General features: G+C 37.1%; 10 protein-coding genes and 1 pseudogene. 10 read left to right on the top strand and 1 reads right to left on the bottom strand.

The genetic code is table 11. The features are described from left to right. Positions 1-37: 37 nt before the first annotated feature. The 4 genes from QFZ31_RS07220 to QFZ31_RS07205 all read left to right on the top strand — a co-directional run bounded on the left by QFZ31_RS07220 (position 38) and on the right by QFZ31_RS07205 (position 4,083). Positions 38-1,231 (top strand): MFS transporter, encoded by a 1,194-nt coding sequence (locus QFZ31_RS07220; RefSeq protein ID WP_307302052.1) that lies wholly within the window; start codon positions 38-40, stop codon positions 1,229-1,231. Positions 1,232-1,550: 319 nt separating this feature from the next. Next, positions 1,551-2,315: a XylR N-terminal domain-containing protein gene (locus QFZ31_RS07215; RefSeq protein WP_307302050.1), complete on the top strand. Its 765-nt coding sequence runs from the start codon at positions 1,551-1,553 to the stop codon at positions 2,313-2,315. Further along, on the top strand, positions 2,284-3,384 hold the full coding sequence (locus QFZ31_RS07210; protein WP_307302048.1) for a PucR family transcriptional regulator: 1,101 nt from the start codon (positions 2,284-2,286) through the stop codon (positions 3,382-3,384). The genes QFZ31_RS07215 and QFZ31_RS07210 overlap by 32 nt, the downstream gene beginning before the upstream one ends. 375 nt (positions 3,385-3,759) lie before the next feature. After that, positions 3,760-4,083, top strand: coding sequence for a hypothetical protein (locus QFZ31_RS07205; RefSeq protein WP_307311911.1), 324 nt, complete (start codon positions 3,760-3,762; stop codon positions 4,081-4,083). Here the strand turns inward: QFZ31_RS07205 and QFZ31_RS07200 are convergent. Next, a pseudogene (locus QFZ31_RS07200) lies at positions 4,043-4,782 on the bottom strand (phospho-N-acetylmuramoyl-pentapeptide-transferase). The gene QFZ31_RS07205 and the pseudogene QFZ31_RS07200 overlap by 41 nt on opposite strands. 671 nt (positions 4,783-5,453) lie before the next feature. Here QFZ31_RS07200 and QFZ31_RS07195 point away from each other — a divergent pair. From QFZ31_RS07195 to QFZ31_RS07170, 6 genes are all read left to right on the top strand, one after another. Beyond that, positions 5,454-5,840: a BlaI/MecI/CopY family transcriptional regulator gene (locus tag QFZ31_RS07195; RefSeq protein ID WP_307302046.1), complete on the top strand. Its 387-nt coding sequence runs from the start codon at positions 5,454-5,456 to the stop codon at positions 5,838-5,840. Continuing rightward, complete coding sequence (locus tag QFZ31_RS07190; RefSeq protein ID WP_307302045.1) at positions 5,840-7,636, top strand: BlaR1 family beta-lactam sensor/signal transducer; 1,797 nt, start codon at positions 5,840-5,842, stop codon at positions 7,634-7,636. The genes QFZ31_RS07195 and QFZ31_RS07190 overlap by 1 nt, the downstream gene beginning before the upstream one ends. 118 nt (positions 7,637-7,754) lie before the next feature. Beyond that, entirely contained in the window at positions 7,755-9,803 is a 2,049-nt protein-coding gene (locus tag QFZ31_RS07185) for a peptidoglycan D,D-transpeptidase FtsI family protein (protein WP_307302042.1), read from the top strand. A gap of 379 nt (positions 9,804-10,182) precedes the next feature. Continuing rightward, complete coding sequence (bla, locus tag QFZ31_RS07180) at positions 10,183-11,088, top strand: class A beta-lactamase (protein ID WP_373459907.1); 906 nt, start codon at positions 10,183-10,185, stop codon at positions 11,086-11,088. A gap of 44 nt (positions 11,089-11,132) precedes the next feature. Then, positions 11,133-11,384, top strand: a complete 252-nt coding sequence (locus QFZ31_RS07175) for an AMP-binding enzyme (protein ID WP_307302037.1) — start codon at positions 11,133-11,135, stop codon at positions 11,382-11,384. 291 nt (positions 11,385-11,675) lie between these two features. Beyond that, on the top strand, positions 11,676-12,893 hold the full coding sequence (locus QFZ31_RS07170) for a PucR family transcriptional regulator (protein WP_307302035.1): 1,218 nt from the start codon (positions 11,676-11,678) through the stop codon (positions 12,891-12,893). Positions 12,894-13,147: the final 254 nt, after the last annotated feature.

Below are 13,147 nucleotides of genomic sequence, written 5' to 3'. Positions count from 1 at the left end.
ATTCACAGTCTCTTCTTGATAAAAAGGGGCGAAAAGGATGGAACGTCGTCAGTCTATTATTTTATATATTCTTATGTTTAATATGTTCATAACTATGGGAGGACTGGGAATTATTGTTCCTGTCATGCCTGCATATTTAGAAAAATTTCAAGCAGGCGGCCAAATTTATGGGTTCTTAATTGCAACCTTTTCTTTTGCGCAATTTATTTTTTCACCCATTATCGGAAACTACTCAGATCGCTTAGGACGAAAAATATTTATAGTGATCGGCCTTGTGATTTATGGATCGGGTCAAATTCTTTTTGGGTTAGCGCATGAAATCTGGATACTCTTTGTTGCTCGTTTCTTAAATGGGTTAGGCGCCGCTTTTGTCATGCCGACCATTTTAGCTTATGTTGGGGACATTACAACGGTTGAACAACGTGGAAAGGGAATGAGCCTTATTGGTGCATCCATCAGTTTTGGTTTTACCATTGGTCCAGCGATTGGAGGCTTATTATCGAGCGTTAACCTTACCTTTCCGTTCTTCTGTGCAGGTGTTATTTCGATTTTGTCAGCACTACTTTCATTCACTTTGTTACCTGACATAAAAACAGCTTCGTTCGTTCAAAGAAGGCGAGAGAGTTTGGTCAAACAGATGTTTAGCTCAACAAAATTGACTTATTTCATCTATTTAATCGTTGTGTTTACATTTAGCTTTGGAATAGCTAATTATCAAGCAACATTGTCGCTTTATTTAAATGATAAGTTTCAATACACACCTCTAGTAATGTCACTTATTTTTACGGTTGGCGGATTGGCGGGTGTAATCTTACAACTATTTTTTATTGAAAAACTCTTTTCCTATTTCGGTGAGATTAAGATGATTATTGTGAATTTGTTTATCGCATCCGTCACACTACTTCTATTAATCTATGTAAGTGGGTATTTCTTGATTGTTTTGGTAGCTGCACTTAACACGATTGCCGCAACCTTAATCCGTCCGGCAGTTAACACCGTAATTAGTAAAATGGCAGGTAGTGAACAGGGTTTTGCTGCAGGCTTGAACAACGCCTACATGAGTTTAGGGAACTTATTTGGTCCAATTTGTGCGGGGACTTTATATGACTGGCATATGGATTCCCCGTATATCTTTGGAACCTGCGTATTAATGGCCTGTTGTATTTTAGTCTTTACATGGTCTGTAAAAAACAATAAGCGAACATATTTAGAATCTTCTAAAATATCATAAGTTGAACCTTTCCCCACTAAATAGCGAGATTCCTGCTATCGGTTTCTTTAGAACAAATCGAGATCATATAAAAGTGTAAAAACACTTACAAATGTTGTTATATCAATGTTTGTGAGTGTTTTTAATTTCAAGAAATGGATGATTTGATTTCCATTGCTTGTACAAAAGGGATTTGGTTGTAGGGGAGGAGCCGGAATTTAGGTGATAATATCAAAATTTTCAGAAGAGTGTGTTAAGATAATAGAGTAAAAGTTTACATAGTAGTATATGATAAAGTTCATTTTCCTATCGAGCACAGACAAAGGGGTGTAGTAAAATAATGACTTTTAAGCAAATGCACATAAAGAATGCTTTTGAATTACCGAAAGAAAAAGTTGTGAATCAATTTTATGAACGGATTATTACCATCCCGATTGAAGCAAGAACAAATTTGAAAAAAGAGCTCATTACCGTAATTGGCGAGGAGCGAACGAGGGGCGTGTTTATTCGATACGGCTGGCATTGTGGTGTGAGTGATGCGGAAAAAGCCATGTCGTTGGAATGGGACGATGAGTTAGATTTGGCATTAGCAGGCCCTAAATTTCACATGCTGCATGGTTACCTAGATAAAGTGGAAATTTTAGAAATGAGCTTTGATGAGCAAAAGAAATGCAATTTTATAGAAGTGCTCTGGATTAATACGTTCGAAGCCTCTCAATATTTAAAAGCCAAAGGCCTCAGTAAAGAACCAGTTTGTCACACCTTGTGTGGTTATGCAAGCGGTTACTTGTCGAAAGTCTTGCAGCAGCCTATCCTAGTTAAGGAAGTTGAATGCCGTGCGATGGGACACGAGCAATGCAAATGTATTTGTATGCCAATTGAAAAATGGGGAGATCAAATTACGAGTGACCTAAGTTACTATCAAGCGAATAGCATGATCAAGGAACTCGATGAAATAACAGCGAAATTAAAAATGGAGCGTGACCATTTAAGTAAAGCGAGTGATATTCACCGGCAATTAATTGAGGAACTGCTGTCGAACCAAGGAATACAAAAAGTAGTTGATATTTTATTTGAAAACGACTGGTTTAACCATCTTTATTGAAGATGAATACAATCAAATCATTGTAAAATCAGGAAACCTTCCGGATCAGCTTACATTAAATAGATTTAGAGATTCGAACACTACATTTGTACGTTATTCCGAAAAACTTTCATTGTTACGCACCCCCATTTATTATGGACAACAAATTAAAGGCTATTGTTCTTTCGTTTACTCAGGAGACAATCACCCTAATGAGCTCGATTATATGATTATTGAAAATGCAGCCATAACGTCTTCACTGATCTTATTCAATGAAAGTATAAAGGTTAATACGGAGCAAACGATTAAAAGGAGCTTTTTAAATGACATCTTGGAAGGGCGATTGGCTAAGGAAGAAATGTATAAAATCGCCTATTATTTAGATTTCAACCCTTCTTCGACTTATTGGATGCTAACGTTTGAACGATATATAAAGGGATCCAGTATTGAAAATGAATTAGCATTTAATGAAGAAATGATTGGTCATATTCACCTGTTTATGAAAGAACGCTCTATCAACTCGATCGTTTCACAAAAACTCAACAAAATCATCATATTAATTGAGTACCCAACGTTTGAAAGACTGCATATAGCACAGTCCTTGTTTATTGATCAATTGTTAAAACATTGTTCACGGCGCTTCCCAAAATATAGGATTTCTGTCGGTGTTAGTTCTGTCATCCAGGAGTTTTCACAAACGGTCACGCTATACAATGAAACATTGGCGGCATTACGTGCAACCAACAATCGAAAAAATGTCTATTACTTCGAAGACCTAGGAATTGAAAGCGTTTTATTTCAATTGCAGGATGATGTGTTGATTGACCGGTTCGTGAACCAGCATATTGGCAGATTGTTAGAATCAGATAGCAGTGAATTTGAGTTAATTAAAACGTTATATACTTATATAGACAATGGAAGCAGTATTAACAATACGGCGAAGGAATTATCCATGTCGATAAGCGGATTACGCTATCGGCTGGCCAAAATTAGCGAGATTTTAAACCATGATCTTAATGATACACAATATGCCTTCACGCTTTATCTAGCAATCAATATTTTAAAAGCTAAAGGAAAAATTGAGATTTAACTATTAGGCCTTGTCCATTTAATGTAAAGTGTTCCGTTTTCGGGTGCTTTCTTAATAAATGACACAAGAATTGACGTATGAACGGGCATACGTCTTTTCTTTATTTATCAAGGTTTGTTCGGAATTTCGTTAACTTTGACATAACAATTGACATCGTTTTTATGTTGGACAATAAGTGTTGTGTAATTAAAAAAGTGTACCAAAACTACTGTCAATTTCAGTGCCGTTTTGAGTACCAGTATTAGAAATCCTTCTTCAACTAACGAAGCAGTTTGGTGGAAAAGTCCAAATTGATCTTTGTGCAGCAATAGGGCCATTTAGTTGAAGAACAAAGAAATTTATCTATTTCTGTAATTGAATACTGGGTTGCAATTTATGTGGAGTTCATACTTAAAAAACGATCTTCATGTTGATGATCGTTTTAAAATAAAAAATCCTAATATTATGCCAAAATGTAGTACCCTCACAAGTACACCTTTTTATAATATTAAAAAGGAGTTCGATGACAAAATGGATATCATCTCCGTCTATTTAATTATCGGGGTATTGATTAGTACATCAATTTATGCGGTGGCAGATTTTCGACCTTGGTATTTTTTTTCAGCATTATGCATTGCCTGGTTACCTCTAATATTCATTGGAATGATTATAACTTTATTTATGGATTTAGAAGAAATCTCCAATAAGCTAAACAGATAAAAGCACAAAACCAAGAAATATATCCAAAAACCGTGACAATTGTAGTTTCGGACCACCCATATTTTAAGCCAAAGTGATAATGAATCGGTGTCATTCTGAAAATACGTTTATGAGTAAGTTTAAATGACGAAACTTGTAAAATAACCGATAGTTGTTCAGCAAAATATATAAAGAACAAAATGGGAATTAAAATTTCAACTTTCTCAATAACAGCAAGAAAGGAAAGCGAACCCCCTATAGCTAATGATCCTGTATCCCCCATAAAAGCTTTGGCAGGAAATATATTGTAAATGAGAAAGCCGAGTAAACATCCAATCATAATTAAACAAAAAATTTGCACCTCTGATCTGTCTGAGACCATAAAAAAGAAAAGTATGTAGGGATTGCAACAACTCCTAAAAGACCGTCTAATCCATCCGTGAAATTTATGGCATTTGCAGAACCTACGACAAATAAGGTAATGACAATGACATATAATACGATTGGAAGATCCAAGGATATACTTTTAAAAATATTAATGCTTGTGTCTACTCCTAGTTCGTTGATCACGTAAAAAAGCAAAGTACCCGTAAAAATAAATTGAAAAATAAGTTTGGTCTTACCCGAGACTCCTCCTGGATCTTGACGAGAAGCCTTCCAAAAATCGTCCAAAAACCCAACAAAACTAAAAAGAATGTAGGTAATAGACAAGAAATACATTAATGGAGTAGGTGAAAAAAGAATTGATACGATAATTCCTACAAAAAGAATAATTCCAAACATTAACGGAGTGCCTTTTTTTAACTGATGATCTGAAGGAAGTTCTTTTCTTATCGGTTGAATGAGCCTAAGTTTTCTCAAAGCAGCAATTAATAGTGGAGATAAAATTGAAACAACTACAAAAGCAATAAACGCTGGGATTATTTGATCTCTCAATTTTCATTTACTCCTTTTCTCTTTACTATCTATAATAAGTTCTATAAAACTCATTCATTTCCTCTATTCCATACAATTCAATATTTTGGGTTACCTTCATAGGAAGCGGTAAAAGTAATTTCTTATCGTTGTATACGATTGATTGACACAGTAACCTAGTTCGAAAAGCAATAGAAATTGAGAAAAGTCTTAACTTTTGCAGCACTTTTTACGGCATATGACTATTTGAGTTGTTGGATGATTAGGGAAAATACTCCGTGCAGTTTGGCTGCTCAGATGAATCAATCATTTATAGATCAGCTATTTATATATCTAAATGAGGTGAATGATATTAGAATAAATCGTCAACACACAGTGGGGTTTTTTACCATAGGCTAAAGTCACGATTAATTCTTTATGTTTTTAGACCGTCTTGCTATAATAAATACTACAGTTGTAAAAGTAGGAGGGTAATCATGAAGGAGATTCCACAAATATCAGAAGCAGAATATGAAGTGATGCAGGTTATATGGAACTTTGAGCCGATCTCGACTCCTGAGGTAGTGGAGAAATTATCGAATAAGAGTGATTGGAAGCCAAATACCATTCACACCATGCTGTCGCGCCTAGTTAAGAAAAAGGCTTTGCACGCAAGAAAAGATGGCCGAGTGTTTATTTATACTTCACTCGTTGAAAAACACGAATATGTTGAGCAAAAAAGTAAATCCTTTCTGCAGCAGTTTTTCGGCGGCACGTTAAATTCAATGATATTAAATTTTATTGAAAATGATAAGTTATCCAATGAAGATATTTCGGAATTAAAGAAAATATTATCCATGAGAGACAAGAAAGGGGAAAAATAATGGATACCATGCTGATGCGGCTATTGGTTAGTACGATCGTGGTATCCCTCCTTATTTTCATCATTCTATTAATCAAAAAGCTATTAAACAATCATATGACGTTGAAAGCACATTATCATATATGGTATTTTCTTGGCATTCCAATCCTTGCTACCATTTTACCTTGGAATAATTTTCACTTTGTAGAAGGAACTCAGTATTTTAAAAGCTTACTTTTTTTTCATAGAGACGCACCTTCGACGAGCGAAGGGATTAATGGAGTGGATGCCTTTCAGGCGCCAAACAGCGATTTATTACATGATTTCACGGTATCGGTAAATAAGGCAACGCCCGATTTCGTCTACCATACATTTTTTACAGTTTGGGTCATTGGGGTGGTTGTTTTTGTTGTGGCTGCTGTTTATTCAAACTATCAAATCTATCAAATGAAAAAGTCAGCTGTGGCTGTTAATAACCAAAAGTTAAATGAACTATTAGAAGTGTGCAAAGAGTTGGTTGGGGTGAAAAGCAACGTAAGGCTGCGGGAGACCTCTCTTATTACCTCCCCTATCACGGTAGGGATTTTTCAACCCTATATTTTTTTACCAAGGAAAACGCTAGAAGCATTCTCGTTAAATGAATTAAAGTACGTGATTTTGCACGAGCTGCATCATCATAAAAGTAAAGATCTGTTCGTGAATTACATTATGTGGATGTTTAGTATCATTTATTGGTTTAACCCGGTCGTCTGGTATGCCATAAAAAGGATTCGAATCGATCGGGAATTGGCCTGTGATGCTTCCGTTTTAAATCTCTTGGATGAGAGTGGATATATCGAATATGGGCATACCATCATTCGGTTTGCAGATAAAAAATATGATCGTACCCTTGAACAGTTTGCTCCAGGTATAGGAGGGACAAAAAAACAAATCAAACAAAGAATCCAGTGCATTGCAAACTTCTCTAGCGATTCTCTATTATTGAAATGGAAAAGCAAGGTCATCTGCTCAGTTTTAGGAATTGTTGTGCTAATCCTTGCTCCAATCACCACCGTTATTGCCAGCCCAGATGATGTGTATCATTTTAGCGGGAAAAATGCGGTCTATGAAGATCTAAGCGCATATTTTGAAGGTTACAAGGGCAGCTTTGTTTTATATAATCCCTCTAAAGATCAATATCAAATTTATAATCGAGAGATGAGTGAACAGCGAATATCTCCTAATAGCACATATAAAATATATTCTGCCTTATTTGCATTGGAATCCAATGTGATTTCCACAAATAACAATAAACAGGAGTGGGATGGGAAATTTTATCCCTATCAAGAATGGAATCAAAATCAAAATTTAACGACTGCCTTGAGCCGTTCCGTGAATTGGTATTTCCAAAATACCGATCGTGAGGTAGGGAGAAAGCAGCTACAAGATTATTTTCACAAGATAAAATACGGGAATAAGGATCTTTCAGGTAATTTGGATAGTTACTGGATGGAATCTTCCTTAAAAATATCACCAATAGAACAAGTCCAATTATTATACCAATTAGAAGAAAATCAATGGGGTTTTAAATCGGAAAATATCAAAGCGGTAAAAAAATCAATTCTAATAGATGTGCAAAAGAATAAGCGTTTGTATGGTAAAACGGGAACCGGCATGATTAATGAAAAGAATGTAAATGGCTGGTTTATTGGCTTTGTCGATAATGGTGAAAATCGTTATTATTTCGCCATTAATATTCAAAATAAGGATGGGCAGGCACAAGGAAGCAAGGCAGCGGAGATTGCCAAGCAGATTCTGCAACATAAAAAGATATATTAATAATTAACCCCAGAAAGGATTACTCTTCCTTTTTGGGACTTTTAGGATTTAAATACTACAAATGTAGTATTTTTAATAACCTTACAAACTTCCCAGTATATGAAAGGGCTGATGTGTTTTGAAGCAGAAAAAACAGAAAGAAAATATAGTAATAATCCGATCGAGACTGAATGCTCTCTTTACCATGGTCTTTGTTCTTTTTTCTATCCTGATTCTCCGCCTTGGCGTGATTCAAATTATCAAAGGGGAAGTCTTTGCGGCTCAGGCAAAGAGGACAGATGTGACGCCCGTCAGCTATTCCGTTCCGCGCGGGAAAATATACGATACGAATCATAAGTTAGTAGTCTACAACATTCCGGAAAAGGCGATTATCTATACACCACCGAAAAATCCCCAGCCGGGCGAATTGCTTGAACTGGCCAATAAGTTAAATACCTTTCTGGACATGACTGATAAAGAGATCAATAAAGTAACAGATCGGGATTTGAAAGATATCTGGCTGGTTGTACATAACAATGGCACGGATTTAATCACAAAGAAGGAGGAGAAATTATACCAACAGAAAAAGCTAAATGACGAGGATTTATATCGATTAAAATTGAAGCGCATTACAGAAAGCGATCTAAAGGCAATGGACAAAAACTTGGCGTCGATTTATCGGAAACTGTCATCGGCCATCGCTCTAACACCGTCAGTGATCAAAAATGAAAATGTAACAGAGGAAGAATTTGCGAAGGTCAATGAAAATCTGGAAGACTTGCCGGGTGTGGATGGCACGACCGATTGGAAAAGGGGCAAGACCTATGGGGAAACATTTTGGAATATGCTTGGGGAAGTAACAAGTGAAGATGAAGGTTTAACGGCAGAAAAGGTAGATTACTATACAGCTAGAGGGTACAGCCTGAATGACCGCGTCGGGAAAAGCTATATTGAAGAGCTATATGATGGCGTGTTGCATGGCCAAAAAGAAAAGGTAAAAACGGTAACAGATCAAAATGGAAATGTGGTGAGTACAGACATTGTATCGGAAGGGAAGAGCGGCAACGATATTGTTCTGACCATTGATATGGACTTCCAAGCCCAAGTGGAAAATATTATGCAGGAAGAGTTAGTTAGTGCAATCCAAAAGCCGCATACGGATACCCTTGACACTGCCTTTGTTGTGGCAATGGAACCGAAAACAGGTCACATTCTGGCGATGTCAGGAAAAGTGTATAACAGGCAGTCCCGGAAGTTTACCGATTTTACACCTGGAGCCTTCACTTATGCGTTTGAACAGGGTTCCGTTGTAAAAGGGGCAACCGTATTAACTGGATATCAAACGGGAGTCAGGGATTTCGGGGAAATCGTGCTGGATGAGGTCATGCAATTTAAAGGGTCGGGAACCTTTTCCTCCTACGAAGTTATGAACAGAATTAACGAATTAGAGGCATTAGAGCGTTCATCGAACGTATATATGTGGAAAACAGCGATTGAAATTATGGGCGGCAAGTATACTCCCAATGGCACACTGAATATCGATCCGAAAAAAATTGAAACCATCCGCTATTATTTCAATCAATTTGGTTTAGGTATCCCGACAGGTATTGATTTTAATAATGAGACGGCAGGAATTAAAGGAACCAATACTAGCACCTACTTTCAAATTGCCATCGGACAATTAGATACCTATACACCGATGCAAATTGCCCAGTATATTACAACGATTGCCAATGGAGGATACCGGATGAAGCCTCAATTAGTAAAGGAGATTCGTGAACCCAATATGAATGGCAATGAACCGGGTAATGTAATCGATGAAATCGAACCAGTGGTGCTAAATCAGGTGGATATGAGTGAGGAGATGATTAAGCGGGTTCAACAAGGTTTTTGGCAGGTTACCCATGGTGCCAAAGGAACAGCGAGAGGATATTTTAAAGACGAACCGTACAATGCCGCGGGTAAAACTGGAACCTCGGAATCCTATAAAAATGGGGTGAAGACTTGGAATCTTTCTTTTGCTGGTTATGCTCCATTCAATGATCCCGAGATTGCCATTGCCGTTATTGTACCCAATGCCTACCGAGATGGTTATGCTCAGCCGCACAGTGCAGCTAATATCATCAGCCAGCGTGTATTTCGGGCATATTTTGACCCTAATGAAAAAGGACAGCAAACTACAAAATGATATTGACATCTTTTTATTACACGTGTAGTATTACATATGTAATAAATACTATATATGTAGTATTATGTGCGTAATCTAATATTTCGCATGTAATCAAATTGGAGAAAGGAGGAAATTCGCCCCTAGCATTTCGGGGCAGCGTAAGGGTATAAAAATGATATTGAATATGATTAAATAAGCTGCAAACGTAATAAATTTTTCGTTGCATAACTAATGTAATTGAATCCGAAAGTAATACACAATTTTTATAATTTGCTGGTTAATAGCCGACGGTGTTAATCAAAACATATTGATTAAAACCGCTTATGCTTTTTTCAGAGCATCTAATTATTAATAGAAAGAGGTTAAGATCTTGAGGAAAATACATGATATTTTCAATATGAATAATTTTATAAATGCCCTGCTTGTGCTAGTGGTTGCAATTGTACCCCTCGCCGGCTGGTCGATGAACACCAATAACCTTTCTGACAAGCCCGAAAAGGCAGTCACCAAAACACCAGCACCCCATATACACCGTGAGTTTGCAGAACTCGAGAGCAAATTTGACGCCCGGCTGGGAGTCTACGCTATCGATACGGGTACAAATCGGACCGTCTCCTATCGGCCTCATGAGCGGTTCGCTTACGCATCTACTTACAAAGCTCTAGCCGCAGGTGCATTGCTGCAGCATTACTCAATTGATCAACTCGACGAGTTAGTCACATACAAAAGCGAGGACATAGTACCGTATTCACCCGTGACAAAGCTTCACGTAGATACTGGGATGACTCTACGGGAAGTTATCGAGGCTGCTGTCCGATATAGCGACAACACCGCCGGGAACCTTTTATTAGAGAAACTGGGAGGCCCAGAGGGGTTTGAAACAGCACTGAGGCAGATTGGCGATAAGGTTACCGAGGTTGATCGCTACGAAACTGATTTGAACTCAGCTATTCCTGGAGATACACGTGACACAAGCACACCAAAATCTCTTGCTACGAGCCTCAAGGCTTTCGCAGTCAGCGATTTGCTCCCTACTGAAAAACGAAAGATCATGACAGATTGGATGCGGGGAAATGCCACTGGAGATGCATTGATCCGTGCTGGTGCACCAACAGGTTGGGAAGTCGCTGACAAGAGTGGGGCGGGAAGCTATGGAACGCGGAATGACATTGCGATTCTTTGGCCGCCGAATAGAGCTCCCATTGTCATCGCAGTCCTATCCAGCCGCGATACACAGAATGCTACCTATAACAATACGCTTATTGCAGAAGCTGCCAAGGTCGCACTTAACGCTCTGAAGTGAAGAGATAAACAAATTTACTTTTTTAAGCAACATGTTTTTTGTATGTGCAACTAAACCTAAATTCAACGGACCCGCGCTGGGGGGAAGCTGTAGCGGCAGGAGTAGTATTAAAAAGTGAATCGACTCTTACAAAAGAGGAGATCATTGAATATTGCCGCCATAAATTATCCGGATACAAAACGCCAAAGTATGTGGTGTTCAGAACCAGCCTGCCGACTACATCAGCCGGAAAATTATTAAAGAGATCGTTGAAAGATGAATACCAAAACATATCACAGGAAATGGAAAAAATATAGCAAACAACTAGTTTGGAATCTGTCAAAATGACGGATTCTTTTTCGTTATGGCAGTGAGGATACGTAGGTTGAAATTTAATTAAATTTAGTCCGAGCGAAGATGAGTAAATGCCAAAGGAACAAATTGTAGCTGGTTGATAAATTCCATGTAGTCTCTACTTCCCTTAGTAATATCCAAATTTTCAGAATAGTACTTTAGAATGAGGATTGTACTTATCAATTATGGTAGCATAAAGTGCAAAATATATAGATGTGAAATATCGAAGTATCTGACAATGGTTCATTGTCTTATTGATCAAAAAGGAGGGGGATGAGTATACAAATGCACATAAAGCGAGTGATATACACCGGCAATTAATTGAGGAACTGCTGTCGAACCAAGGGATACAAAAAGTAGTTGATATTTTATTTGAAACGACTGGTTTAACAGTCTTTATTGAAGATGAATATCATCAAATCATTGTAAAATCAGGAACCCTTCCAGATCAGCTTACTTTAAATAGATTTAGAGAATCGAACACAACATTTGTACGTTTTTCCGAAAAGCTTTCATTGTTACGCACCCCGATTTATTATGGCCAACAAATTAAAGGCTATTGCTCTTTCATTTATACAGGAGACAATCACCCTAACGAGCTGGATTATATGATTATTGAAAATGCAGCAATAACATCTTCGCTAATCTTGTTCAATGAAAGTATAAAGGTTAATACGGAGCAAGCGATTAAACGGAGCTTCTTAAATGATATATTGGAAGGGCGATTAGCAAAAGAGGAAATGTATAAAATCGCCTATTATTTAAATTTCAACCCTTCTTCGACGTATTGGATGCTGACGTTTGAACGATTTGTAAAGGAACCAAGTATTGAAAATGAATTAGCATTTAATGAAGAAATGATTGGTCATATTCATTTGTATTTGAAAGAGCGTCGTATCAATTCGATTGTTTCACAGAAACTCAACAAAATCATCATACTAATTGAGTACCCAACTTTTGAAAAATTACATATAACCCAGTCCTCATTTATAGATCAATTATTAAGACATAATTCACGGCGCTTCTCAATATATAGGATCTCAGTTGGTGTCAGCTCTGTCATCCAAGAGTTTGCCCAAACGATAACACTATACAATGAAACATTGGCGGCATTACGTACAACGAACAATCGAAAAAATGTCTATTATTTCGAAGACTTGGGAATCGAAAGCATTTTATTCCAATTGCAGGATGATGTGTTGATTGAGCGGTTTGTGAATCAACATATTGGCAGATTGTTAGAAGCAGATAGTAGTGAATTTGAGTTAATCAAAACATTATATACTTTTATACATAATGGAAGCAGTATTAACAATACGGCAAAGGAATTATCCATGTCGATTAGCGGATTACGCTATCGGTTGGTCAAAATTAGTGAGATTTTAAACCATGATCTTAATGACACACAATATACCTTCACACTTTATCTAGCGATTAATATTCTAAAAGCTAAAGGGAAAATTGAGATTTAGCAATTAGGCCTGGGCCATTTAATGAAAAGGTTCCCATGACTTACAAAAAATTATGGTTTAACAGCGTGCTATTGGATTGCGGAAAGGGTACGAGAAATATCCCAAGACATAGATAATAAAAGATAACTTAAAATTTTAATGGCCTTCCTTAATGATAAAGATGTCCTAAAATATTTCTTTTAATGTCCTAGATTTAGTACTTATTATCTAAAAACCCTAATATTCTTTTACGTATATATCGTAAAAGGAGAGAT

The organism is Neobacillus niacini (assembly GCF_030817595.1).
Lineage (GTDB): Bacteria > Bacillota > Bacilli > Bacillales > Cytobacillaceae > Neobacillus > Neobacillus niacini_G.
The sequence above is the reverse complement of the archived record's forward strand: the minus strand, read 5'-3'. Positions and strand labels throughout refer to the sequence as shown.